This is a genomic window from Neobacillus sp. Fa239, assembly GCF_055395235.1.
Window position 1 is genome coordinate 1,484,729 of the sequence record NZ_AP041611.1, and the last position, 24,266, is coordinate 1,508,994.

General features: G+C 40.0%; 24 protein-coding genes. 21 read left to right on the forward strand and 3 right to left on the reverse strand.

What is annotated here, in order from left to right:
* Nucleotides 1-95 precede the first annotated feature (95 nt).
* From ACZ5XR_RS07110 to ACZ5XR_RS07150, 9 genes are all read left to right on the forward strand, one after another.
* Nucleotides 96-893, forward strand: coding sequence for a TIGR00282 family metallophosphoesterase (locus ACZ5XR_RS07110; protein WP_464500968.1), 798 nt, complete (start codon nucleotides 96-98; stop codon nucleotides 891-893).
* Between the two features lie 158 nt (nucleotides 894-1,051).
* Nucleotides 1,052-1,312: a stage V sporulation protein SpoVS gene (gene spoVS / locus ACZ5XR_RS07115; RefSeq protein ID WP_038541258.1), complete on the forward strand. Its 261-nt coding sequence runs from the start codon at nucleotides 1,052-1,054 to the stop codon at nucleotides 1,310-1,312.
* A gap of 465 nt (nucleotides 1,313-1,777) precedes the next feature.
* Nucleotides 1,778-3,514 (forward strand): 2-oxoacid:acceptor oxidoreductase subunit alpha, encoded by a 1,737-nt coding sequence (locus ACZ5XR_RS07120; protein WP_464500969.1) that lies wholly within the window; start codon nucleotides 1,778-1,780, stop codon nucleotides 3,512-3,514.
* The gene (locus tag ACZ5XR_RS07125; RefSeq protein ID WP_464500970.1) at nucleotides 3,515-4,381 is read left to right on the forward strand and encodes a 2-oxoacid:ferredoxin oxidoreductase subunit beta; all 867 of its coding nucleotides are present in this window, start codon (nucleotides 3,515-3,517) and stop codon (nucleotides 4,379-4,381) included. It abuts the gene before it with no gap.
* Nucleotides 4,382-4,568: 187 nt separating this feature from the next.
* A complete protein-coding gene (gene miaB, locus ACZ5XR_RS07130; protein ID WP_464500971.1) occupies nucleotides 4,569-6,113 on the forward strand; it encodes a tRNA (N6-isopentenyl adenosine(37)-C2)-methylthiotransferase MiaB in 1,545 nt (514 codons plus the stop codon).
* 1 nt (nucleotide 6,114) lies between these two features.
* Nucleotides 6,115-6,570, forward strand: a complete 456-nt coding sequence (locus tag ACZ5XR_RS07135; protein WP_464500972.1) for a YlbF/YmcA family competence regulator — start codon at nucleotides 6,115-6,117, stop codon at nucleotides 6,568-6,570.
* 249 nt (nucleotides 6,571-6,819) lie between these two features.
* The gene (locus ACZ5XR_RS07140) at nucleotides 6,820-7,365 is read left to right on the forward strand and encodes an outer spore coat protein CotE (protein WP_464500973.1); all 546 of its coding nucleotides are present in this window, start codon (nucleotides 6,820-6,822) and stop codon (nucleotides 7,363-7,365) included.
* Between the two features lie 129 nt (nucleotides 7,366-7,494).
* On the forward strand, nucleotides 7,495-8,166 hold the full coding sequence (locus ACZ5XR_RS07145) for a VOC family protein (protein ID WP_464500975.1): 672 nt from the start codon (nucleotides 7,495-7,497) through the stop codon (nucleotides 8,164-8,166).
* A gap of 54 nt (nucleotides 8,167-8,220) precedes the next feature.
* Entirely contained in the window at nucleotides 8,221-8,421 is a 201-nt protein-coding gene (locus tag ACZ5XR_RS07150) for a hypothetical protein (protein WP_464500976.1), read from the forward strand.
* A gap of 12 nt (nucleotides 8,422-8,433) precedes the next feature.
* Here the strand turns inward: ACZ5XR_RS07150 and ACZ5XR_RS07155 are convergent, their stop codons facing one another.
* Nucleotides 8,434-8,985, reverse strand: a complete 552-nt coding sequence (locus ACZ5XR_RS07155) for a GNAT family N-acetyltransferase (RefSeq protein ID WP_464500977.1) — start codon at nucleotides 8,983-8,985, stop codon at nucleotides 8,434-8,436.
* Between the two features lie 138 nt (nucleotides 8,986-9,123).
* On the opposite strand from ACZ5XR_RS07155, the gene ACZ5XR_RS07160 reads away from it, so the two are divergent.
* From ACZ5XR_RS07160 to ltrA, 6 genes are all read left to right on the forward strand, one after another.
* Complete coding sequence (locus ACZ5XR_RS07160) at nucleotides 9,124-9,783, forward strand: protein kinase family protein (protein WP_464500978.1); 660 nt, start codon at nucleotides 9,124-9,126, stop codon at nucleotides 9,781-9,783.
* Nucleotides 9,784-9,855: 72 nt separating this feature from the next.
* Nucleotides 9,856-10,599 carry a prolipoprotein diacylglyceryl transferase gene (locus ACZ5XR_RS07165; RefSeq protein ID WP_464500979.1) on the forward strand — a complete coding sequence of 248 codons (744 nt, stop codon included), beginning with the start codon at nucleotides 9,856-9,858 and terminating at the stop codon, nucleotides 10,597-10,599.
* The gene (locus ACZ5XR_RS07170) at nucleotides 10,592-12,007 is read left to right on the forward strand and encodes a radical SAM protein (RefSeq protein WP_464500980.1); all 1,416 of its coding nucleotides are present in this window, start codon (nucleotides 10,592-10,594) and stop codon (nucleotides 12,005-12,007) included. Before ACZ5XR_RS07165 ends, ACZ5XR_RS07170 begins: the two co-directional genes overlap by 8 nt.
* A 34-nt stretch (nucleotides 12,008-12,041) precedes the next feature.
* Complete coding sequence (locus tag ACZ5XR_RS07175) at nucleotides 12,042-12,332, forward strand: hypothetical protein (RefSeq protein WP_464500981.1); 291 nt, start codon at nucleotides 12,042-12,044, stop codon at nucleotides 12,330-12,332.
* A 256-nt stretch (nucleotides 12,333-12,588) separates the two neighbouring features.
* Nucleotides 12,589-13,908: a GntP family permease gene (locus tag ACZ5XR_RS07180; protein WP_464500982.1), complete on the forward strand. Its 1,320-nt coding sequence runs from the start codon at nucleotides 12,589-12,591 to the stop codon at nucleotides 13,906-13,908.
* Nucleotides 13,909-14,595: 687 nt separating this feature from the next.
* Entirely contained in the window at nucleotides 14,596-15,921 is a 1,326-nt protein-coding gene (ltrA, locus tag ACZ5XR_RS07185; RefSeq protein WP_464497298.1) for a group II intron reverse transcriptase/maturase, read from the forward strand.
* 77 nt (nucleotides 15,922-15,998) lie between these two features.
* On the opposite strand, the gene ACZ5XR_RS07190 is transcribed toward ltrA, so the two are convergent.
* Together ACZ5XR_RS07190 and ACZ5XR_RS07195 are read right to left on the reverse strand one after the other, a co-directional pair.
* Nucleotides 15,999-16,718 (reverse strand): YebC/PmpR family DNA-binding transcriptional regulator, encoded by a 720-nt coding sequence (locus ACZ5XR_RS07190; protein WP_464500983.1) that lies wholly within the window; start codon nucleotides 16,716-16,718, stop codon nucleotides 15,999-16,001.
* A 148-nt stretch (nucleotides 16,719-16,866) separates the two neighbouring features.
* Nucleotides 16,867-17,649 (reverse strand): MurR/RpiR family transcriptional regulator, encoded by a 783-nt coding sequence (locus ACZ5XR_RS07195; RefSeq protein ID WP_464500984.1) that lies wholly within the window; start codon nucleotides 17,647-17,649, stop codon nucleotides 16,867-16,869.
* Between the two features lie 239 nt (nucleotides 17,650-17,888).
* Between ACZ5XR_RS07195 and gntK the strand changes: the two genes are divergently transcribed.
* The 6 genes from gntK to ACZ5XR_RS07225 all read left to right on the forward strand — a co-directional run bounded on the left by gntK (nucleotide 17,889) and on the right by ACZ5XR_RS07225 (nucleotide 24,185).
* Nucleotides 17,889-19,427 carry a gluconokinase gene (gntK, locus tag ACZ5XR_RS07200; protein ID WP_464500985.1) on the forward strand — a complete coding sequence of 513 codons (1,539 nt, stop codon included), beginning with the start codon at nucleotides 17,889-17,891 and terminating at the stop codon, nucleotides 19,425-19,427.
* Between the two features lie 188 nt (nucleotides 19,428-19,615).
* Nucleotides 19,616-21,286, forward strand: a complete 1,671-nt coding sequence (locus ACZ5XR_RS07205) for a formate--tetrahydrofolate ligase (protein ID WP_464500986.1) — start codon at nucleotides 19,616-19,618, stop codon at nucleotides 21,284-21,286.
* 273 nt (nucleotides 21,287-21,559) lie between these two features.
* On the forward strand, nucleotides 21,560-22,435 hold the full coding sequence (locus ACZ5XR_RS07210) for a bifunctional 5,10-methylenetetrahydrofolate dehydrogenase/5,10-methenyltetrahydrofolate cyclohydrolase (RefSeq protein WP_464500987.1): 876 nt from the start codon (nucleotides 21,560-21,562) through the stop codon (nucleotides 22,433-22,435).
* A gap of 74 nt (nucleotides 22,436-22,509) precedes the next feature.
* The gene (locus tag ACZ5XR_RS07215) at nucleotides 22,510-23,136 is read left to right on the forward strand and encodes a cyclodeaminase/cyclohydrolase family protein (protein WP_464500988.1); all 627 of its coding nucleotides are present in this window, start codon (nucleotides 22,510-22,512) and stop codon (nucleotides 23,134-23,136) included.
* Nucleotides 23,137-23,299: 163 nt separating this feature from the next.
* Entirely contained in the window at nucleotides 23,300-23,686 is a 387-nt protein-coding gene (locus ACZ5XR_RS07220) for a FixH family protein (RefSeq protein WP_464500989.1), read from the forward strand.
* 19 nt (nucleotides 23,687-23,705) lie between these two features.
* Complete coding sequence (locus ACZ5XR_RS07225; protein ID WP_464502251.1) at nucleotides 23,706-24,185, forward strand: SCO family protein; 480 nt, start codon at nucleotides 23,706-23,708, stop codon at nucleotides 24,183-24,185.
* The last annotated feature ends 81 nt before the right edge of the window (nucleotides 24,186-24,266 follow it).

Genomic DNA, 24,266 nt, shown 5'->3' on the forward strand with positions numbered 1-24,266 from the left:
GGTGCGAATGCACCGCTTTATTTTTTGAAACGATTAAATAATCAGCTGTTGTGATACAATTTAAATAGTTAGGTCAAAAGCAGAAAGGGAAAAACATGAATTTATTATTTATTGGAGATGTTGTGGGTTCACCCGGGCGTGACATGGTGAAGGAATACCTTCCGAAACTAAAAGAAAAATACCGGCCGAATTTCACCATTATTAATGGGGAAAATGCAGCCGCTGGTAAAGGAATTACAGAGAAAATATACCGTGAATTTTTGGGCTATGGCGCTCAGGCCATTACACTTGGAAATCACTCATGGGATAATAAGGAAATTTTTGAATTTATAGATAAGGCGAAAAATATGGTGCGGCCGGCGAATTTTCCGGAAGGCACTCCTGGTAAAGGGTTGGCCTTTTTTAAGGTAAATGAATTTGAAGTTGCAGTAATCAATTTACAGGGCAGGACCTTCATGGCGTCAATTGATTGTCCATTTCGTAAGGCAGATGAATTAATTGAAATTGCGCGTGCGCGGACACCCATTATTTTTGTTGATTTCCACGCAGAGGTTACGAGTGAGAAGCAAGCAATGGGATGGTATTTAGACGGAAGAGTTTCAGCAGTGGTAGGAACGCATACGCATGTACAAACTGCGGATAACCGTATTTTGCCGGGAGGAACAGGCTATCTCACGGATGTGGGCATGACTGGACCTTACGATGGCATTCTTGGGGTGGAAAAAGAAGCCGTCCTAAAGAGATTTCTGACAAGCCTTCCTGTGCGCTTTGAAGTGGCAAAAACCGGCCGTAATTTGCTGAGCGGAGTTTTGATTGAATTAGATAAAAAAACGGGTCTCTGCAAGAAAATAGAGCGGATTTTGATTAATGACGATCATCCATGGTACACATAATGAAAAACCTCCTTTTGGGAGGTTTTTTCTTTGCTTTTTTTGGTCAAGCCGGAATATGTCTTTTGTCCATTGAATATAGTAGCAGTGGAAACTTATATACCTGAATTGTTCATGAAATGCTCATGGGGGATCGGGATTATACAAGGGGGAAGCTAGGAATGGAAATATTAAAAGTTTCAGCAAAATCTAATCCTAATTCTGTAGCTGGTGCGCTTGCCGGAGTACTTCGTGAGAGAGGTGCAGCGGAAATACAGGCAATTGGTGCGGGTGCATTGAACCAAGCCGTAAAGGCAGTAGCGATTGCTCGAGGATTTGTAGCACCTAGCGGAGTGGATCTGATTTGTGTTCCGGCGTTTACCGACATTTTAATTGACGGTGAAGAACGTACAGCGATAAAACTAATTGTCGAACCACGATAGACATATTTTCATCCTATAGAATAAAGGGTGGAAGGCGTTCATTTCCTGCCTGCTTGTGTACCTAACAAGCAGGCATTTTTAATTGGCAAAACTTTCAACTTGATTTCTTCAAATATATTATTCTAATATACCTACAATTATAAACATGCTTTAAAGCGATAAAACCACAAGGATAAAGTGAAAACTGCATAACAACGCGATCTACAGCTGCTTAAGCTTTCTATCAATGCTTTAAAAATGAAGGGAATTTAAAGCAGTAAAAAAATATTCATATTTTAGACAATATTTTTCCCTAAAGACTTGCAATTTTATGTACATAGGTCTAGAATTGAAAGCGTTTAGTACATCTATGCAATATTCTTTTAGGTATTAAAGCTTGAAAGTCTAGTGATTTGCTAGGGAAAGTGCTACTCTTATAGTGAAATTTTTTACTTAACTTTTTACATATCCAAAGGGGTGTAAGACATGATCAATCAACTTTCATGGAAAGTTGGCGGACAACAAGGGGAAGGTATTGAAAGCACTGGGGAAATCTTTGCTATCGCATTGAATCGCCTGGGGTATTACTTGTATGGTTATCGTCACTTTTCGTCTCGTATTAAAGGCGGCCATACTAACAATAAAATCAGAGTCAGCACAACAGAAGTTCGTTCTATTTCTGATGACCTTGATATCCTTGTCGCATTTGACCAAGAAACTATTGATGTTAATTACAAAGAATTGCACAGTAAAGGTGTAATTCTGGCTGATTCCAAATTTAATCCAACAAGACCGGAAGATTCAGAAGCAGCATTGTATGCGGTTCCATTTACAGAAATTGCTACAGAATTAGGAACTTCCTTAATGAAGAACATGGTGGCAATCGGTGCTACTTCGGCTGTATTAGATTTAGATATTCATGTTTTCGAAGAAGTAGTTCGTGAAATTTTCGGCAAAAAAGGCGACCAGGTTGTTGCGAAAAACATGGATGCCATTAAAGCTGGATTTGATTACATGAAAGAAAAAATGGATGCCAGCGTTCCAACCATGCAGCTTGAAAAAGCCGATGGCAAAAAACGTATGTTTATGATTGGGAATGATGCGATTGCTCTGGGAGCACTTGCTGCAGGCTGCCGTTTTATGGCCGCGTATCCAATCACACCGGCATCAGATATTATGGAATACTTAATTAAGAAACTGCCTGCACTTGGCGGAACTGTTATCCAAACGGAAGATGAAATCGCTGCATGTACAATGACAATTGGTGCCAGCTATGGCGGCGTTCGTGCCATCACAGCTTCATCTGGGCCAGGATTATCATTAAAGATGGAAGCGATTGGTCTTGCTGGTATTACCGAAACTCCGCTTGTCATTGTAGATACACAGCGTGGCGGTCCATCAACAGGATTACCAACAAAACAGGAGCAATCCGATTTAATGGCCATGATTTATGGTACACACGGAGAAATTCCTAAAATTGTTATGGCTCCAAGTACTGTTGAAGAAGCTTTCTATGATACGGCAGAAGCCTTTAACCTTGCTGAAGAATATCAGTGCCCGGTTATTGTTCTATCCGATCTTCAATTATCATTGGGTAAACAAACTGTAGAACCACTTGATGTTTCTAAAGTAGAAATTAGACGCGGTAAGCTTGTGACTGAAGAGCTTCCAGAGATTGAAAACAAAGGCTACTTCAAACGTTATGAAGTAACTGAAGATGGTGTTTCACCACGTACAATCCCTGGTATGAAAAATGGTATTCACCACGTTACAGGTGTTGAGCACGCTGAAACTGGTAAACCATCTGAATCAGCATCAAATCGTATTGCCCAAATGGACAAACGTTTCCGTAAAGTTGAGAATATTCGTTTTAATACACCTGTATATAAAAATGCACCACACGAAGATGCAGACCTTCTAATTGTGGGCTTTAACTCTACTCGTGGTGCGATTGAAGAGGCAATGGTTCGTCTTGAAAATGACGAAATGAAAGTGAATCATGCACATGTTCGTTTAATTCATCCGTTCCCGACAGACGAATTATTACCACTTCTACGTACGGCTAAGAAAGTACTTGTCGTAGAAAACAACGCAACTGGTCAATTAGCCAATATTATGAAAATGAATGTTGGACACGCTGAAAAAATTACGAAGTTTGTAAAATATGATGGAAATCCATTTTTACCTCATGAAGTTTATTCAAAATGCAAGGAGTTGTTCTAAATGGCCACATTTAAAGATTTTCGAAATGATGTAAAACCGAACTGGTGCCCTGGCTGTGGCGACTTCTCTGTACAAGCGGCAATGCAACGTGCAGCAGCGAATGTAGGACTTGAACCTCAGAATTTAGCCGTAATTTCTGGGATTGGCTGTTCAGGACGTATTTCCGGTTATATTAATTCTTATGGCTTCCATGGTATTCATGGTCGTTCCCTACCGATTGCTCAAGGTGTTAAGATGGCCAATCGTGACCTAACTGTTATCGCTTCCGGTGGGGACGGTGATGGTTATGCAATTGGTATGGCTCATACGATCCATGCGATTCGTCGTAATGTTGATATTACTTATATTGTTATGGATAACCAAATTTATGGTCTAACAAAGGGTCAGACTTCCCCACGTTCAGCAGAAGGCTTTAAAACAAAGTCAACGCCAATGGGGTCCATTGAACAAACCATCTCTCCAATGGAAATGGCATTAACTGCCGGTGCTACTTTTGTTGCACAAAGCTTTTCAACTGATTTAAAAGACCTAACTGCATTAATTGAAGCAGGAATCAAACATAAAGGCTTCTCTTTAATTAACGTATTCAGCCCATGTGTGACCTATAATAAGGTCAACACATATGACTGGTTTAAAGAAAACTTAACGAAATTAAGCGATGTTGAAGGTTATGACTCATCTAGCCGCGAAACAGCTATGCAGACTTTAATGAAGCATAATGGCCTTGTTACTGGACTTATTTACCAAAACACAGAGCGTCCTTCTTATCAAGAATTGATTAAAGGATACTCAGAAGAGCCATTAGTTAACGCTAACCTTAACCTTGATCAAGCACACTTCGATAAATTAGTTGCAGAATTTATGTAATTAGTAGTTAATTTTAAAAAACCCGTGGAATCTAATTTCACGGGTTTTTCTATTGTTTTCACCCTTGATAACCTTTATACTATTATAATGTGCAGATACGTCTGCACTTTTATCATGATGTATTGAAATGGTAAAAATCATTGAACAAATAAATGCAAATTGAAACCCGAGAAAGGAGTTTTTCCTAATGAATGAACAACAACGATTAGATAGTAAAAAAGTAGAAGCTGCTAATTCTTCGGACAGAAAATCCGCCAAGGATTACAGCAAATATTTTGAACAAGTGATGACTGCTCCTTCATTAAAAGAAGCAAAAAAGCGTGGTAAGGAAGAAGTAAAATATCATTCTGATTTCTCTATTCCTGAGGAATTCCGCGGCATGGGTGAGGGAAGAAAGTTCTATATCCGCACTTATGGCTGTCAAATGAATGAGCATGATACAGAAGTAATGGCAGGGATTTTCCTGGCATTGGGCTATGAGCCTACAGATCGCACGGAGGATGCAAATGTTATTCTTCTTAACACTTGTGCCATTCGTGAAAATGCTGAGAATAAAGTATTTGGTGAGCTTGGCCACTTAAAAGCGCTGAAAATGGAAAAGCCTGACCTTCTGCTTGGTGTGTGCGGCTGTATGTCACAAGAAGAATCAGTGGTCAATAAAATTCTAAAAACCTACCACCATGTAGATATGATCTTTGGAACCCATAATATTCACCGACTTCCGAACATTTTGCATGAGGCATATATGTCAAAGGAAATGGTGGTTGAGGTTTGGTCCAAGGAAGGCGATGTCATTGAAAACCTTCCAAAAGTACGCCGTGGAAATATTAAAGCATGGGTTAATATCATGTATGGCTGTGATAAATTCTGTACGTATTGTATTGTTCCTTATACACGCGGAAAAGAGCGGAGCCGCCGTCCGGAAGAAATTATCCAGGAGGTTCGTCATTTAGCCGCTCAGGGCTATCAAGAAGTGACCCTTTTAGGTCAAAACGTTAATGCCTATGGTAAGGACCTTGAGGGCATTACCTATGGCCTTGGTGACCTGATGGATGAATTGAGGAAGATTGATATCCCGCGCATTCGCTTCACTACCAGCCATCCACGGGATTTTGATGATCATTTAATTGAAGTACTGGCAAAGGGCGGAAATTTAATGGATCACATCCATTTACCTGTTCAATCCGGTTCTACTGACGTGTTAAAAATTATGGCTCGTAAATATACGAGAGAACAATATTTAGAGCTTGTTCGAAAAATTAAGGCAGCGATACCAAATGTCGCATTAACTACAGACATCATTGTTGGATATCCAAATGAAACAGATGAGCAATTTGAAGAAACCATGTCACTTTACCGTGAAGTTGGTTATGAACTTGCTTATACGTTTATTTATTCACCTCGTGAAGGTACACCTGCGGCAGCCATGCAGGACAATGTTCCATTGGAAGTGAAGAAGGAGCGCTTACAGCGATTAAACGCCCTGGTGAATGAGCTTTCATTGGAAGCAATGAAAAAATACAAGGGTCAAATCGTGGATGTTCTTGTTGAAGGGGAAAGTAAGAATAATCCTGATGTGTTAGCCGGATATACCTCTAGAAATAAGCTTGTTAATTTTATTGCACCAAAATCTACAATTGGCAAAATTGTGAAGGTGAAAATTACAGAAGCAAAAACATGGTCATTAAACGGAGAAATGATAGAAGAATTAGAACCAGCAGAGGTGAAATAAAGTGGCGAAGTATACAAAAGACGAAATCGTCGCTCGTGCCCATGACTTGGCACGGATGATTGCTGAAACAGATGAAGTGGATTTTTTCAAGAGGGCTGAAGCACAAATTCATGAAAACCCAAAAGTGAAGACATTAATCTCAGATATTAAAGGCTTACAAAAACAAGCTGTCAGTCTTCAGCATTATGGAAAACCTGAAGCCTTGAAAAAAGTAGAGGAAAAAATGGATTCTCTTGAACAGGAACTCGATGCAATTCCAGTTGTTAAGGAATTCAAACAATCACAAGTGGATGTGAATGAGCTCTTGCAGCTCGTTGCCTCCACGATTTCGAATACCGTAACCGATGAAATCATTATTTCAACAGGTGGAGATGTGTTAATGGGTGAAACAGGCGCCAGCATGAAAAATGGCAGCGGTGCATGCGAAGGCCATGACGACTGCGATCACGACCAATAATTCTTTAAGTCAGACTACTCTTTAGTCTGGCTTTTTGTTTGTCCATTATTCCTGCCTTTTTAATACCCAAAATCAGCTGTGCTGCTCCCCTCATTTTTAAAATCCGGGCCTCCATGGCACATACCTAAAAATCCCGCATAAACTGAATCATGACTAAACTTTTATCCAGTGTTCCTAAAAATATATCGCACACTAGTCTAAAAATTAGCATAGGATGAAATGAAAATGAATGAGGAGGGTTCGCGCGAAATGGGAGAATTTAGAGAGATATTTGCCAAAGCGGTAGTAGCGAAAGGACGAAAATTCACACAGTCCAATCATACGATTAGCCCGGCGCATAGTCCATCAAGCATCCTTGGCTGTTGGATTATCCAGCATAAATACAATGCGAAAAAGGTTGGCAAAAATGTAGAGATACACGGTTCTTTTGACACCAACGTTTGGTACTCATATAATGACAACACCAAAACGGAAGTGGTGACTGAACGCGTCCAATATACGGATGTCATTAAGTTAAAATACCGTGACCATGATGTCCTTGATGACAATGAAATAATTGCACGAGTGCTGCAACAGCCTAATTGCAGTGAAGCAGTTATCTCACCAAATGGCAATCGCATCATCGTCCATGTAGAAAGGGAATTTCTTGTTGAGGTTATTGGCGAAACAAAAATTTGTGTAAAAATTAATCCAGAAGGCTGCGAAGGCGACGATGAGGAATGGGGTATGGATGTAGACGATGAAGAGTTCGAGGAATTAAATCCTGATTTCCTTGTCGGTTCTGAAGAGGAATAAAGATACTAGGGAGTTTTTACTTCCTAGTTTTTTTCTGTTTTCGGGATAATGATGGAGGAATTTTCAGTCTTTAGGCCGACTAATCACATTTTCCATCCCTTTATAATGGATGTATAAGGAGTGTTGGGGATGAAAATCTATCAATTACAGTTAAAATGCTTTAATCTTTCAGAAATGAAACGGTTCTATACCGAGGATTTAGAGATGGAATTGGTTAGTAAAGCTGAAAATTATTTTGCGGTAAGGGCTGGTTCAACCAAATTGTTATTTGAAAAGGATCAAAGTACACCCTATTACCATATTTGTTTTCGTACTGGTTCCGATTACTTTGACCAAATGTTTCATAAACTTGCTGAAAAAAGCTTGTTATTGTCGGATGAAGAGGGGCAATACAGCATGTTTTGGAAAGGGAAGCAGGCCTACTTTATCGACCCGGACGGCAATATCTTAGAAATGCTTGAAAGACCGTTCTATTGGGGAGAAAATCAGCCTATGAGCGGTTGGTATGATGTAAGTGAAATAGGTATGCCGGTGAGTACAATCGCTGAGATGAAAGAGCAGCTTGAACCGCATATTAGCAATCAATATAAAACAGAAAATGATCTGTTTTCCTTTTATGGGGATAATGAAGGTGTATTCGTTCTTGTTAAGGAAGGGAGGAACTGGTATCCAACAGATCGTGGTGCAACCATTCACCCCATAATGGCTGTTGTTTCTGGGGAAAAAGAAGCACGATTTACTCCCACAAACTTCCCTTATACAATCATTGTCCGGAAGGAAACGAATGCCGCTCCTATATAGTTGAATGATTTAGGCCATGAAAAAGCAACCTAGTTTTAGGAGGTGCAGCTTAAAATGGATCCAATTAAGCCTGGGAATAAAAAGATGCCTGATTTCGATCATTTAAACGATCGCGTGATTATGGAATCTCCATCGATGCCATCTTTAGTCATCAAGACGAATCTCGATCCGAAAGATTCAACAGAAAATAATCCGTACTTTCATGAACATGAAAACAAGGATTCAAAGAAGTTTCGTGCATTTTTTGAAGAATAAGTAAAGCCAGGATTAATTCTCCTGGCTTTTTTCCCATTCATGCTTTAATAATGACAAGACAATGGTGTCATGAAACTGTTTGCTTTGATACATGTAATCGCGAAGTATACCTTCCTGAGTAAAGCCCAATTTTCTTAGGAGACGTAAGGAGGGTTCATTTTCCGGATAGACTACGGCTCCTACACGGTTCAAACCTAATTCATTATAGCTAAAACGCAGGATCTCCCGAATCGCCTCAATCGTATACCCATTTCGCCAATAGTTTGGATGAAGCTCATAGCCGATCTCGGCGCGTTTATTTTTCAGCAGCAAAGAATTAAGTCCAAGGGATCCAATCAACTTTTTATTTCTTTTTAAAACAATGCCCCAGCGAATCCCGCGTTTTTCTTTATAGTTTTTTTGAAAAATTTCAATTAATTTCATGGCTTCGTTTGGCGTAGTAAAAGAATCGGAGCCATAATACCTCATGACCTCTTCAATGGACAATATTTCAAATAAGCTTTGAACATGCTGATAACCCAACTCAACCAATTTTAAACGCTCGGTTTCAAGAATTGGAAACATCCTCTTTAGCCCCCTTTCATAAAAAGTTTCTTATTTAAGTGTATAACGGCAAATTTCAAATGGAAAGAAAAAAGGGTATCGATTAGACATTATCGAAAATAAACTAACAACATCCATATTATAAAGGGGCGATATGCTATGAAGATAGGTAAATATATAGATTTAATAGAAAATGAATTATTGCCCTTTATACATTTATCATCTTCCAATCCATTTGACCCCATTCATGTGAGAAATCTTTCACGATCGTGGAAAACGATTGGGAATGGTAATTATGCTGGGGTATTCTCACATGGTTCGAATCCAGATCAAGTTGTAAAGGTATACGGAAGGAGTCCAGAGGAGCTGCGGAAAGAAATAGAGGTCTATCAAAAATTGGGAAGCCATGAAGCCTATTCCACCTTATATGCTTATGGTGAAAATTATCTCGTGTTAAAAAAACTCGAGGGAATTACGTTATTTCAAGCAATTGTGAAAGGAGTGCCTATCCCTGAAAGTGTCATAAATGATATTGATAGGGGCTTACAATATGCCAAGTCCGTTGGATTAAATCCGTTTGATGTTCATGGGAAAAATGTGGTGATGAACGAGGGAAGAGGTTATATTGTCGATGTTTCCGATTTTTATAAACAAGGATATTGCGAGAAATGGGATGATCTCAAAAGAGCGTATTATAAAATTTATAAACCCCTTTTATTGAAATATCACCCGCCTATTCCTTTTATAGTCGTAGATGCGATAAGAAAAGGGTACCGCATGTATCGCAAGTTGAAAAAAAGAAAAAATCTATCAGTATAGTAAAAAAATAGAAAATAAGAGAATTTCCTGGTAATTTTCTGATAATATAGAGAATAGGAAGGAGGGTTAGCAATGAAGTTCCCTTTCTATATTTTTGGAATCCATCCCCATTTGTTATTTGAATCGCTTGCCTACTTTATCGGCTTCCGTGTCTATTTATATACAAGAAATAAAGAGCGAATACCGATGGACAAAGCACTTTGGGTTGTTGTGGGTGCGACATTGGGAGCAGCCATCGGGGCTAAGTTTTTATATTGGTTTGAAGATCCGAAAAAGACGCTTGAGAATTGGCATAACATTCTCTATTTAATGGAAGGAAAAACAATCGTCGGTGGACTGCTTGGCGGTTTAATTGGAGTGGAAACAGCGAAAAAGTGCATCGGCTGGAAGCGGTCCACAGGAGATGATTTTGTTTTGCCGCTCGCAGTCGGCATGATGATCGGACGAGTGGGCTGCTTTTTAACCGGTTTAGATGATCATACCTATGGAATCCCAACGAACTGGATTACCGGAGTGGATTTCGGTGACGGGGTAAAAAGGCATCCGACACAGCTGTATGAAATCGTATTCTTAGGGCTCTTCATCTTGATTCTTTTTCAACTAAAAAAGAAAAGGATTGGCTGGGAAGGCTTGTTGTTCCAATTATTTATGCTCGGCTATTTAACATTTCGGCTTCTGATTGATTTTATCAAACCAACACCACACCCGTACTGGATTTTTAATAATATCCAAATCGCATCCATCATGGGAATTACCTATTACATATGGCTGATTACAAAAAAACAAACCGAAAAGAGGAGAGCGCTTTATGCCTAATCGCCCTTATTTATTTTACGAATTAACCAACAGTATTTGTTCGACCTGTTTACGAAAAGTGGAAGCAAAGGTCATTATCGAAAATGAAAAGGTTTATCTGGTCAAGAACTGCCTGCAACACGGCAGGGAAAAAGTCCTGATTTCAACCGATGTTGAGTACTATAAGTGGTGCCGCGAATTTATTAAGCCTTCAGAAATGCCATACCGCTGGAACACGCCGATCAAGTATGGCTGTCCGTATGATTGCGGTCTTTGCCCCGATCATGAGCAGCACAGCTGTTTGACATTACTTGAAATTACCGAGCGCTGTAATTTGAAATGTCCCATTTGTTATGCGGAATCATCACCCCAAAAAGGAAGCTTTCGCAGTTTGGAAAAGATAGAGTTCATGTTAGATAACATCATAAAAAATGAGCGGGAGCCGGATATTGTTCAAATTAGCGGCGGTGAGCCAACGATTCATCCACAGTTTTTCGAAATCCTAGACATGGCTAAATCACGACCAATTCGGCATATCATGGTCAATACGAACGGGCTGCGGATTGCCAATGATAAGGAATTTGTGAAAAAACTTGCCGGCTACGCACCAGGTTTTGAAATTTATCTGCAATTTGACAGCTTTGAAAAAGGGGCATTGGAAGAGCTGCGCGGTGTCGATTTAAGGGACATCCGCCAAAAAGCTCTTGAAAATTTGAACGAATACAATATATCTACCACTCTGGTTGTTACGCTGAAAAAAGGTTTAAATGACCATGAAGTGGGGAAAATCATTCAATTTGGCTTAAAGCAAAAATGTGTGCGAGGGGTGACCTTCCAGCCTATTCAAGCAGCAGGGCGTTTAGAGGAATATGACCCGTCAATCAACCGTTTAACATTAAGCGAAGTTCGGCAGATGATTATTGATCAATCAGAGGTATTCGGACCTAAAGATATCATACCGGTTCCCTGTCATCCAGATTGCCTTGCCATGGGCTACGCATTAAAACTGAATGGCGGCGTAACGCCGTTAACTGGATTAATAGACCCGAAAATATTGTTAGAGGGAGAACGTAATACGATTGTTTTTGAACAAGATGACAATATCAAAAACATGATATTCAAGCTGTTTTCACTGAATCATTCCCCGGATTCATCTGCCTTATCATTAAAGGATTTGTTATGCTGCTTACCGAAAGTGGCCATGCCGGGAGAAATTGGTTATGATAATGTTTTTCGCGTGATCATCATGCAATTTTTAGATGCCTATAACTTTGATGTCCGTTCTGTAAAGAAATCCTGTGTGCATATTGCTCATACAGATGGCCGCATTATTCCGTTTGATACCTATAATTTGTTTTACCGCGACGATAAAGAGCAGGAGCTGAAGAAAATTCAGGAAGAGCTTGAGAGGGGGACGGTAAGAAATTAAGGTTCTAGTTGAAATGAATGGGGGTGACCATGGAATGGATCAAAATCAGGGGGGGAATAAGAAAGACGGCTCACTGAAAGACCTATGGCTAGGGATTGCACTCACTTTTGCCATTTATTTGATAGGAGTCCTTCTTCTCCCATCCATAATACAAAACTTTTTTATTTCATTAGTAACGGCTGTAGTGGTTCATATCGTGATAATTGTATTAAGTTTCGCTAAGGGAAGAAAACGATTCGGCCAAGGGTTATTGATTGGCTTAGGGATTACGCTGCTGTTGGTGGCAGCTTGTTTTGGAATCATCTTTACATCCCTCGGTGGATAAAAGCTTTCTCAATTGAGAGGGCTTTTTTTAATGTTTCAGAGAAAAATGTAATTAAAAAATATTTTTTCATAAAAACTATTGATAAAAGAAAATTTCTTTCATATAATCTACTTATAGCTTGAAAGTGCTTTCAAAGATTATTTGGCCAAAATAATTCATGTGAGTGGAAAGTATTTATTTTTCATTAAAAGAAATACTATCACAAAGGAATTTTCGAAAGGGCTTACAGATATAAAGGGGAAGGTGGAATTACTAGATGTATCAGTTATTAATTACTCTATTAGCAATTATTCTTGTCGTATTAGGAGTATCGTGGTTTAAATGGCACGCATTTATTAGTTTAACCGTAGCAACATTGTTCCTTGCCATTTTTTCAGGTTTAGGTTTAGATAAAATCGTTTCTGGAATTGAAACAGGTGTTGGCGGGGCCTTGGGCCATTTAGTCGGAATTTTGGCATTAGGAACCATTCTAGGGAAGATGATGGCGGAATCAGGAGCCGGAATCCAAGTAGCTGATTTCTTCGTCAAGAAATTTGGTGTTAAATATCTTCCATGGGCCATGATGCTGGCAGGTTTTATTATTGGTCTTCCTGTATTCTTTGAGGTTGGAATTTTAATTGTTCTTCCATTGGTTATTTCGATACACAAAACTTCGAAACAAAATATTTTATTGATTGCTCTTCCTGCGATTGCTGGATTATCGATTGTGCATGGTATAGTACCGCCGCATCCAGGGGCTGTTGCAGCCATTGCTATTTACAAAGCCAATTTAGGAAAAGTGCTTTTATACTCACTCATTGTGGCAATTCCGTCATTGATCATTGCAGGACCATTATTTGCTAAATTTATTCATAAACGTGTTATTCCTGAAGGGGAACCTGAGTTAATCAAAATCAATATGGCGGCAAAGAAATTGCCAAGTACCGGAATTTCATTCTTTATTATTTTATTACCAGTTATTTTAATGATTTTCTCAACCTTTGCTCCATACATGGGCATGCCTGACGGCTTAATGAAGGTTTGCGTATTAATCGGAAGTCCTATTATTGCTCTTCTTATTGCATGTTTCGCCGCATTTTATTTCCTTGGTATTCGACAAGGGATCGATAAAAACGCTATTAAGAAATTTACGGAAGAATGTATGCTTCCAATCGGTGGTATCATTGCGATTATCGGTGCCGGAGGCGGTTTTAAGCAAATCCTAATTGATAGCGGCGTAGGTGCTACAATTGGTGACATGACCCAGCATATCCATCTATCACCACTTGTGTTAGCGTTTATGATTGCAGGATTAATTCGTATAGCAACTGGATCAGCTACTGTTGCTTTAACGACAGCTGCAGGAATTGTTGCCCCGATAGTTCAGCACATGACAGGAGTCAACATGGAATTGCTCGTAATCGTTACAGGTGCAGGATCCTTGATGTTCTCACATGTTAATGATGCAGGCTTCTGGATGGTAAAAGAATACCTGGGCTTAACAGTAAAAGAAACGTTTAAAACCTGGACGGTATTGGAAACAATTTTATCATTCTCCGCATTTATTATGGCATTAATCGTTAATATGTTTGTTTAATAAACAAAAAAAACAGACCTTCAAGGTCTGTTTTTTTATGTGCGCTTGGCAGCGCATCGCTCTAATGGGTGAAAGTCCCTAACATGCCGTTGTGGCGGAAATGTATAGCTGACAGGTAGTGCGAGTATCGTGAGATTTCGTGCGGAGGACTTGAAGGCAAAACTCGGAACAGGTGGCTGTAACCATGTTGGCTGGTAAGGTGGGATAACCTTGCATAAAATGGGGATGTCCAATACCACTCTGTATCTTATTAGTTATGAGGACTGGATTCGAGTGAAAGGCGATGAACGTGACCCAAGGAGATCTCATCATCTCCACCGTAGGTGGTAACTCTTTTTCAAAGCCGCGAAGGACAAGAAATGGATTATGGAAGGTGAGAAGTCAGAGCAGGGGATAGTAGTGAATAAACTTGTTGGAAACGCCACAAAGACAAGTGACTTATCACAAAGTTGATAAGGCGGGCACTGACTCAAAAGGCAGTGGACTGATGCGAAGCCCGTCTGTCCATCGAAGAAAAGCAATACGAACTTATTTACTCGTCATGTACTAAACAGAAGTCGATGAGGCAGAAAGCCGAAGAATCGAGACCGAAAGAAAGTAGGTTGTTTAGGGCGAAGTACTAATATCAAATATCAGCCATTGGTTTACCTATTCAGTTGATATTGTATTGGGAAAGGAATCGAATGCATGAATGAATCAATAGGAAAACGAAGCTTACGTGTAGTGGAGAATTCTAAAAAGAAACGCAAGTGGTACAGCCTAATGGATAAATTATGGAACTATCAAAACCTGGAACAAGCTTTCTATGACGTGAAGAAAAATCGCGGTTCACACGGAGTGGATAAAGTAACGATTAAAGATTATGAAATTGAATTGGAACACAACTTAAGAGTGCTCCAAGAATCTTTGCGTTTGAAAACATATCGTGCAAAACCAGTTAGAAGAGTTTTTATTCCAAAAGCTGATGGTACAAAACGTCCACTGGGAATTCCAACAGTAGAAGACCGAGTTCTCCAAGCTGCAACTAAAAGAATACTTGAACCAATCTTTGAACAGAAATTCTTAGACTGTAGTTTTGGATTTCGTCCGAACCGTAGTGCACATATGGCGATAGACAAAATCCGAAAGGATTTGATGGATGGGTACACCTTTGTAATTGATGCCGATATAAAGACTTATTTTGATTCAATTCCTCATGATAAGCTTATCGAATTAATCAAAGAAGAAGTTGTGGATAATAGAGTATTGGCGCTAATTTTGCAGTTCTTAAAATCGGGAATCCTTGAAAATGGTATTTTCTATGAGAGTGACAAGGGGAGTCCTCAGGGTGGCGTAATCAGTCCATTGTTAGCGAACATCTATTTGCATCCGCTCGATGAAATGATGATGGAAAGAGGTCACCGTATTACAAGGTACGCGGATGACTTCGTCATCTGTTGCAAATCCCGAAAGGGAGCAGAAAGAGTACTAAGAACGGTAGTGAAGCTCTTAGATGAAAAGTTAGGATTGAAAGTGCACCCAGACAAAACTAAGATTGTAGACAACTACGAAGAACCGTTTATCTTCTTAGGGTATGTTTTCAAAAGAGGATATTTCCATTCTCCATCAGACAAAGCAGTAAAGAAGTTTAAGAAAAGTATCAAAGATGTAACGAAAAGAAATCTAACAGTTAACCTGGAAGAATTCGTCAAGCATCGATTAAATCCCATTATTAGAGGATGGGGAAGATACTTTGGAATTGGCTTTTCAAAAAAACTATTTCAAAAATTGGATACATGGATTCGAAGAAGGCTAAGAATGATTCAGTTAAGAAGCTGGAGAAAAATAAGAAAGCTCCACAGGGAGCTTCGGAAAAGGAATTGGAAGGGTGAACTTCCGCATCTTTCAATGACTAGATGGAGGAATTCTAAGACTGAGCACGTTCATTTTGCGATTCCGAATGAAAGGTTTCGGGAAATTAAACTTGTTTTTCTTTTAGACATATACAACGAACTACATCCCCAAAGGGGATAAAGTGGAGGAGCCGTATGCGATGACCCGCACGTACGGATCTGTGAGAGGCGCATGAAATTTCTCATGCGCCTACTCTATTATTCAGCTAAGTCAACGTTGTGATATACCCGTTGAACATCATCTAAATCTTCCAAGGCATCGATCATTTTCTCAAATTTAGCTTGCGCATCTTCTGGCAGGGTGACGTCATTTTGGGCAATCATGTCTAATTCGGCAACGGTAAAATCGTTGATCCCGGCACCCTTAAATGCTTCTTGTACAGCATGGAATTGATCAGGTTCAGCATAAACGATAACCTGTTCTTCGTCTTCGATAATATCACGGGCGTCTACGTCCGCTTCCATTAGAATTTCCATGACTTCTTCTTCCGTTTTTCCTTCCACACCAACAACCGCCGTAGCATCAAACATGTAGGCAACCGATCCGCTTACACCCATGTTTCCGCCATTTTTACCAAAGGCAGCACGCACATCTGATGCTGTTCGGTTTACGTTGTTGGTTAAGGCATCAACGATGACCATCGATCCATTTGGCCCAAAGCCTTCATAACGAAGCTCGGAATAGCTTTCTTCGGAACCGCCTTTTGCCTTTTCAATCGCGCGGTCAATAATATGTTTTGGTACATTGTACGTTTTTGCACGTTCAAGGACGAATTTCAATGCTTGATTGGATTCTGGATCTGGGTCGCCACTCTTCGCAGCAACATAGATTTCGACCCCAAACTTCGCATAAATACGGCTTGTATTTGCATCCTTTGAAGCTTTTTTCTCTTTAATATTGTTCCATTTACGGCCCATATTTTAACACTCTCTTTCTACATTAAATCTACAAAAGTTAATTTAGATGAAACCTTTTTCAACATAGTAGCATGTTGACGCTAAAGCACCCATTATATTATACCTCAATTCATTCATTTGTTAAGCTTTTAAAATCAGTTTAACCGAATCATTCAAAATGTAAAATATTCATGCACAGCGCATTAATTATACTCATTTGAGCAATTTGTGAGGAGAATGCTGCAGAATAAGACTCAGTTTCCTCCAAACTCGTATAAAGCGCAATATCAACGTTCAAACTAATAGGAGATTTCGGGAAGGCTGTTATGCCAACGGTCTTGGCTCCGGCATCCTTAGCGATTTTTAGAATATTCATTGTCTCTTTATTTGAACCGGAATGGGAAATGATAATAGCAGCATCGTCTTTAGTTAGTTGGGCGGCAGACAGCCGCTGATAATGAGGATCCTGATAGGAAAAGGCGTGAATCCCTGAACTGACGAATTTTTGAAAACCATCGATTGCGATAAGGGCTGAATTGCCTGTTCCGTACAACTCTACTCTATTTGAGCGCCTAATTACATCGACTGCTTTCTTGATCAAGTCCTGGCTGTTCAATTTTAATGTTTGTTGCAAGGTCCTAATATGGGCATTAAAAATTTTTTCAGTTATGGAATCTTCGTCTTCCACCGTGACTTCTTTTTGGTCGGATTGTGACAGGGAGATGACCTCAGATGCAAGAGCAATTTTCATAGCTTGAAAGCCTTTAAAGCCAATTCGCTTGGAAAATCGAAACACGGTTGCATCGGCAATATTCAAATCATCTGCCACTTCGTTGATGGTACGGTGGATGACATGTTCAGGCTTCTTCAATATGTAATCAGCAATCATTTTTTCTTTTTCGCTAAATTTATGATATTGAGAATGTATGGTTCCTAAGCAATTCTGCGTCATAAAAAACTTCCCTTTCATGAAATTCCTACAAAAAGTATAGCATAATAAAAGGATGAAAAAAATTTTTTCCTGTAACCGTTTGCTTAATGAAAAAAATTTCGTATAATTGGTTATGGGAATGAAAAAAATTTTCACAACGAGATAAACAATTTGAATTCGGGGACCATTGTCTAAAACAAAAATGAAAAATGGATGTTATTTCCATTATACATCAAAGGGTTTTTCGAGGAGGAAGAAAGATGAATTCAAAATATGTTATTGGAGTAGATATCGGTACAACAAGTTCAAAATCAGTTCTCTATACAAAGGATGGTACGGTTAAATCCAGCAGTGCCTTTGAATATCCTTTATTTTCACCAACGCCTGAGACGGCAGAGCAAAATCCGGAGGAAATCTTTCGGGCCGTTATCAATACCGTGAAGCAAACCATGCAAGAAGGTAATGTTCGTCCGGAAGACGTCCTATGTGTATCGTTTAGCTCCGCGATGCACAGTCTCATTGCTGTCAATCAAGAGGGGAAGCCGCTGACAGAATGCATAACCTGGGCAGATAACCGAAGCTCTGACTGGGTGGAAAAAATAAAATCAGAAATGAACGGGCACCAAATTTACCTTCGAACAGGGACACCCATTCACCCGATGTCACCGCTTTCCAAGTTGGTTTGGCTGCGAAATGATTATACTGAGCTTTTTAATAAAAGTGCAAAATTTATCTCGATAAAAGAATACATTTTTTTCAAGCTGTTTGGAAAATACGTAGTGGATTATTCGATTGCTTCAGCTACAGGCTTGTTTAATATCCATTCTTTAACATGGGATGAGGAAGCATTAAAGATTGCAGGCGTAACCGAGGAACATCTTTCAGAGCCTGTTTCAACCACCTATCGTTTGAGCGGTATGGACGAAAGCTATGCCAAAGAGATGAACCTCCTTCCAACGACACCGTTTGTTATTGGAGCAGGAGATGGCCCCCTTTCCAACCTGGGTGTGGATGCCATTGATCCTGGGGTAGTGGCCGTTACGATCGGGACAAGCGGTGCGATTCGGGCTGTATCGGATAAACCGATAACCGATCCAAAAGGAAGGATCTTTTGCTACGCCTTAACAGAAAATCACTGGGTCATTGGCGGGCCGGTAAACAATGGCGGAATGATTTTTCGTTGGGCCAGAGACCAGCTGGGGGATTCAGAGGTTGCAACAGCAAAAAGACTTGGAAAAGACCCCTATGAATTACTGACGGAAATCGCAGACCTTGTTACTCCGGGTGCGGATGGATTGCTATTTCATCCCTATTTGGCAGGGGAGCGGGCACCATTATGGAATTCAAATGCCAGAGGTTCTTTCTTTGGTTTAGGGATGCATCATAAAAAGGAACACCTCATCCGCGCAGTGCTCGAGGGAGTTATTTTAAATTTATATACGGTGCTTCTAGCGTTGGAGGAATTAATCGGCGAGCCAAAGAAAATTCACGCCACCGGCGGTTTTGCCAGATCTGAATTATGGCGGCAGATGATGGCGGATATCTTTAATCAGGACGTATATATTCCGGAAAGCTTTGAAAGCTCCTGCCTTGGAGCAGCGATTTTAGGACTATATAGTTTGGGAGAAATTGATTCATTAAATGTGGTATCAGAAATGGTCGGAGCAACTTTCCACCATACTCCGATCGATGAAAATGTATCTATATATGAAGATTTAACGCCGATTTATATTCGACTTTCCCGTATTTTACAAGAAGAATATCAAGCAATCGCTGATTTTCAAAAGAAATGGGTATAGAAAGTGAAGTGCCTGGCACCTTATTGGTGTTAGGCGCTTTTTAATTAACTTTTATGGAATAAATTCAAAAATTGTTCATTTCTTTTGTGTATTTTTACAATGTATATATTTCCTTCTAATGTTAAAATTTTAGAGTAAGTGAAAACGCTTTCGATTGAAAATCAAAAACAGCTAAAGGGAGAGCCACTATGAAGACAGATGTCCAAATTGCACAAGAAGCTCAAATGAAGAACATTTCAGAAATAGCAAATTATCTTGGAATTAATGAACATGAATTAGAGCCTTATGGACGTTATAAAGCCAAAGTCTCATTAGATGTTTTAAAAAGACTGGAAGATAAACCAAATGGTAAACTTGTTCTAGTGACAGCCATTAACCCAACTCCTGCCGGAGAAGGAAAAACAACGATTAATGTTGGACTTTCCATGGGATTAAATAAAATTGGGAAAAAAGCGATTACCGCATTAAGGGAGCCGTCCCTTGGACCATGCTTTGGCATGAAAGGAGGAGCAGCAGGTGGCGGTTATGCACAGGTTGTTCCAATGGATGATATAAATCTGCATTTTACCGGCGATTTCCATGCCATAACATCAGCTCATAACTTGCTCGCAGCGCTATTAGATAATCATATTCACCAAGGAAATGCATTAAACATTGATCCTAAGAAAATTATATGGAAACGCGTGCTGGATATGAATGACCGAGCGCTCAGAAACATGATCATCGGCCTTGGTGGTAAAGCAGACGGATTTATTAGACAAAGCGGCTTCGATATTACGGTGGCTTCAGAAATCATGGCGATCCTTTGCCTATCAACAAGCTTGACAGATCTTAAGGAAAGAATTTCAAGAATGGTTGTTGCTTACGCAAGAGATGGCAAAGCAGTTACAGCAGGTGACCTTCAAGCTACAGGTGCAATGGCCTTGCTATTAAAAGATGCGATCATGCCAAATCTGGTGCAAACACTTGAAAACACACCTGCCTTTATCCACGGCGGACCGTTCGCTAATATTGCGCACGGTTGTAACTCGGTAATGGCGACAACTGTAGCTCTAAAACTAGCTGATTATGTTGTAACAGAAGCTGGATTTGGTGCCGACCTTGGCGCTGAGAAATTCTTCGATATTAAATGTCGTTTTTCCGGCTTAAAACCAGACGCGGCAGTAATTGTTGCTACTATTCGTGCATTGAAAATGAATGGCGGCGTTTCGAAGAATGAATTGGGCTTTGAAAATCTGCCAGGACTTGAGGCAGGAATCGCAAACCTTGAAAGACATCTTGAAAATGTAAGTAAGTTTGGTGTTCCAGCTGTAGTGGCTATCAATATATTCCCTACCGATACAGAAGCTGAAATTAATTTATTAAAAGAAAAATGTGCGGAACAAGGCGTAGAGGTAGTTCTTGCAGAAGTTTTTACCAAGGGTGGAGAAGGCGGAATCGACCTCGCAAACAAGGTTGTTGAAATTTGTGAAACAAAAGAATCAAATTATACCCCTCTTTATGATGTTGATGGTACAATTGAAGAGAAAATAACGACCATTGCTACAGAAATTTACCGTGCAGAAAGAGTGGAATTTGCTCCGGCGGCTAAAAAGCAGATTGCTGAAATTGCTGCATTGGGGCTTGATAAAATGCCAATATGTATGGCGAAGACTCAATATTCCTTCTCCGACAATCCTGCATTGCTAGGTGCTCCTACTGGATTTACTTTAACAGTAAGAGAAGTGAAGGTTTCTGCTGGTGCCGGCTTCATCGTGGCGTTAACCGGTGAAATCATGACAATGCCTGGTCTACCAAAAGTACCGGCAGCCTACGGCATGGACATAACAGAAGACGGAGAAATTATTGGTCTTTCATAATAGCTGTGTTAAGGTGTTAAGGGGAATGTTGATTTTTTACAACCGTTGATTGGAGCGGAGGGCGCTCTCCTCCTCGAAAATGCTAACGCATTTTCTTCGTGCGGTGAATATTCGAGGAAGCTTATTCAATGTCCTGCGGGAGCAGCGGGACAGATGAGACCCCACAGGCGCTTATGCGCCGAGGAGGCTCACCGCCCGCCCCGCGGAAAGAGAGCGACCGGAGCGGAAATCAACACCCAAGTTCAACAGAGCTTATATAATAGGAGGTGCAATATGGGAATAAGACTTGCCGGAAAACCGGTTGTGGAATTCTTGAGAGAAAATATTAAATCAAGAGTCTCCATACTTGGAGAAAATAATGTATCACCCACGCTTCTATTAATCAGAGTTGGGGAACGCGAGGATGATATTTCCTATGAAAGAAGCATTTTAAAGAATTGCGATCTTCTCGGAATCAACATCATCGTAAAACAGCTGCCAACTACTGTTACGATGGAAGAACTGACAAAGGTTTTCGAAAAAGCAAATCAGGATACTTCCATCCATGGGATCATGATTTTCAGACCGCTTCCAGAGCATCTTGATCTGGAAATCATTCGAAATCTAATTGATCCTGCAAAAGATATTGATTGCATGTCACCGGTGAACCTTGAAAAGGTATTTGAGGGCATTAGTACAGGATTTGCCCCATGTACACCAAAGGCAGTAATCGAAATTTTGAAGTTCTATCAGGTTCCATTAAAGGGTGCAAATGTCGTTGTGGCTGGAAGAAGTCTAGTAGTCGGTAAACCACTCGCCATGCTTCTATTAGATGAAAATGCCACCGTTTCGGTTTGCCATTCCCGCACAAAAGATATGCCATCCATCACGAAAAGCGCCGATATTGTGGTTGCAGCGATTGGAAAAGCCAAGTTTATGAATGATGAATTCTTTTCTCAAGATTCCATCGTGGTCGATGTTGGGATCAACGATGATGGCAATGGCAAAATTTGCGGTGACGTAGACTTTGATTTAGTTTTTGATAAAGTAAAAGCCATTACCCCGGCCCTTGGCGGAGTAGGACTTATTACCACAACCATATTATTGGATCATGTCGTCCAAGCCTGCGAGAAATTAACAAGTGCCAATAAGGATGTTTGTCTAAAATAATAGTAAGCTATAGGGGCAGAAGGCGATTGTGATTCTGCCCTCTTTGATAGGATTACATAATGGAGGGGAACAATTTGTTAGAAAAGAGCAGCAGTCAATTTATTGAGGAACTATCATCGAAATCACCCGTTCCAGGCGGCGGCGGCGCATCCGCTTACGTCGGTGCGTTGGGGATGGCACTTGGCAGTATGGTGGGCAACCTCACCGTAGGGAAAAAGAAATATAAAGATGTTGAAGAAGACATCATTGTGCTATTAAACAAATCAGAAATCATTATAAATAATCTAAAAGCCTTAGTAGCTAAGGATGCAGAAGTTTTCTATCCCCTTTCCCAAGCTTACGGGCTTCCTTCCGTAACGGAAGAAGAGAAAAAAGCCAAGGATGCCGTTTTACAAGAAGCACTGATTGCCGCTTCCATGGTACCTTTGGAAATTGCCAAGAATTGTTTAGAAGCGATTCATCTGCATGAAGAATATGCGGCAAAAGGCACTCGGATCGCAATTAGTGATGTGGGTGTGGGCGTAGTATTCTGTAAGGCGGCTCTCCAAGGAGCAAAGCTAAATGTATTAATTAACACCAAAATTATGAAAGACCAAGAACTGAAAGCAAAAATTGAAGAGGAACTATACGAAATTGAAAGCATCGGCCTTGCCAAGGCAGACAAAATCTTTCATGATGTTGAAAAAATGTTAATTGTATAATGTACAGGGTGCCTGACACCATGTAGAAAAGGAGGCCGGATGATGTCCGGGCTCCTTTTATTCGTTCATTGATTTGTCATTATTGATATAGTGAAAACCTTTTAAAACCAGATAAAATAGAAGAGAAATCAAAAAATGTTTTCAAATTGAAAGGTTGATTGAAATGAGAAAAATGGTGATCTTCATGGTTACTCTTATAATGATATTGATCGCAGGATGCAGTGCTTCAGAAAACGTACAGGTGAAACTGGCAACACCAAAAACGTTTACCCCAGGGAAAACATTCCCGATGCAAATGACTATTTTGGATAATCAGGGGAAGCCGCTTAAAGGAGGAAAAGTAACTGCGGAGCTTAATATGAAAAATATGGACCATGGAACCATTCCGGTCTCGACAGAAGAAATCGGCGAAGGAAAATATATCGGTATCTCCAACTTGGCCATGAATGGGGACTGGGTGGCAACCATCAAAGTGGAACAAAACGGGAAAACAACCGAGATCGATAAAACGTTTTCAGTTGAGGCTTTGACAAAAAAAAAATGCCCATAAAGTCACAAAAAAACTATCTATTCCTGATTTTAACCTAATCGATGAAAATGGCAAACCGGTGGCTAAGCAAGACCTATTGGGAAAAACTGTGGTGATGACCTTCACCTATGTCAACTGTGTGGACCCTAATGCCTGCCCGGTTTTATTGGGGAATTTCCGAAACCTGCAGGAGGATTTATCAACGAAGGGCATAAACACAAATCATATCGCACTGGTATCTGTTTCGGTTGACCCTGTAAATGACACGCCGGAAAAATTAAAAGAACATGCGAAGGAAATGCATTTTGATTTGTCCTATTTGAAAATGTTGACTGGAAAAATGAGTGAGATTAAAAAAGTTACCAATTCGCTTGGCGAGCATTTTAGCAAAAAAGGGGCAGCTGTCATGCATGATAACAAGACGCTCGTTTTTGATACAAAGGGAAATTTAACGCATGAATTCAACGGGAGTTATATTGACCGTGATGAATTGCTACAGGTCGTGTCCAATGAAAAGTAATAAGCGGGGCAATTGGAAATAGAAATAGGTTTCTCTAATATAAATCTAAATTGTCGTATTTTTTAGATTATTTTGAGCATA

Excerpts from the sequence above, each read along its gene's own strand:
- ACZ5XR_RS07110 (WP_464500968.1), top strand. The coding sequence starts at position 96 with ATGAATTTATTATTTATTGGAGATGTTGTGGGTTCACCCGGGCGTGAC.
- spoVS (WP_038541258.1), top strand. The coding sequence starts at position 1,052 with ATGGAAATATTAAAAGTTTCAGCAAAATCTAATCCTAATTCTGTAGCT.
- ACZ5XR_RS07120 (WP_464500969.1), top strand. The coding sequence starts at position 1,778 with ATGATCAATCAACTTTCATGGAAAGTTGGCGGACAACAAGGGGAAGGT.
- ACZ5XR_RS07125 (WP_464500970.1), top strand. The coding sequence starts at position 3,515 with ATGGCCACATTTAAAGATTTTCGAAATGATGTAAAACCGAACTGGTGC.
- miaB (WP_464500971.1), top strand. The coding sequence starts at position 4,569 with ATGAATGAACAACAACGATTAGATAGTAAAAAAGTAGAAGCTGCTAAT.
- ACZ5XR_RS07140 (WP_464500973.1), top strand. The coding sequence starts at position 6,820 with ATGGGAGAATTTAGAGAGATATTTGCCAAAGCGGTAGTAGCGAAAGGA.
- ACZ5XR_RS07145 (WP_464500975.1), top strand. The coding sequence starts at position 7,495 with ATGAAAATCTATCAATTACAGTTAAAATGCTTTAATCTTTCAGAAATG.
- ACZ5XR_RS07150 (WP_464500976.1), top strand. The coding sequence starts at position 8,221 with ATGGATCCAATTAAGCCTGGGAATAAAAAGATGCCTGATTTCGATCAT.
- ACZ5XR_RS07155 (WP_464500977.1), bottom strand. The coding sequence starts at position 8,985 with ATGTTTCCAATTCTTGAAACCGAGCGTTTAAAATTGGTTGAGTTGGGT.
- ACZ5XR_RS07160 (WP_464500978.1), top strand. The coding sequence starts at position 9,124 with ATGAAGATAGGTAAATATATAGATTTAATAGAAAATGAATTATTGCCC.
- ACZ5XR_RS07165 (WP_464500979.1), top strand. The coding sequence starts at position 9,856 with ATGAAGTTCCCTTTCTATATTTTTGGAATCCATCCCCATTTGTTATTT.
- ACZ5XR_RS07170 (WP_464500980.1), top strand. The coding sequence starts at position 10,592 with ATGCCTAATCGCCCTTATTTATTTTACGAATTAACCAACAGTATTTGT.
- ACZ5XR_RS07175 (WP_464500981.1), top strand. The coding sequence starts at position 12,042 with ATGGATCAAAATCAGGGGGGGAATAAGAAAGACGGCTCACTGAAAGAC.
- ACZ5XR_RS07180 (WP_464500982.1), top strand. The coding sequence starts at position 12,589 with ATGTATCAGTTATTAATTACTCTATTAGCAATTATTCTTGTCGTATTA.
- ltrA (WP_464497298.1), top strand. The coding sequence starts at position 14,596 with ATGAATGAATCAATAGGAAAACGAAGCTTACGTGTAGTGGAGAATTCT.
- ACZ5XR_RS07190 (WP_464500983.1), bottom strand. The coding sequence starts at position 16,718 with ATGGGCCGTAAATGGAACAATATTAAAGAGAAAAAAGCTTCAAAGGAT.
- ACZ5XR_RS07195 (WP_464500984.1), bottom strand. The coding sequence starts at position 17,649 with ATGACGCAGAATTGCTTAGGAACCATACATTCTCAATATCATAAATTT.
- gntK (WP_464500985.1), top strand. The coding sequence starts at position 17,889 with ATGAATTCAAAATATGTTATTGGAGTAGATATCGGTACAACAAGTTCA.
- ACZ5XR_RS07205 (WP_464500986.1), top strand. The coding sequence starts at position 19,616 with ATGAAGACAGATGTCCAAATTGCACAAGAAGCTCAAATGAAGAACATT.
- ACZ5XR_RS07210 (WP_464500987.1), top strand. The coding sequence starts at position 21,560 with ATGGGAATAAGACTTGCCGGAAAACCGGTTGTGGAATTCTTGAGAGAA.
- ACZ5XR_RS07220 (WP_464500989.1), top strand. The coding sequence starts at position 23,300 with ATGAGAAAAATGGTGATCTTCATGGTTACTCTTATAATGATATTGATC.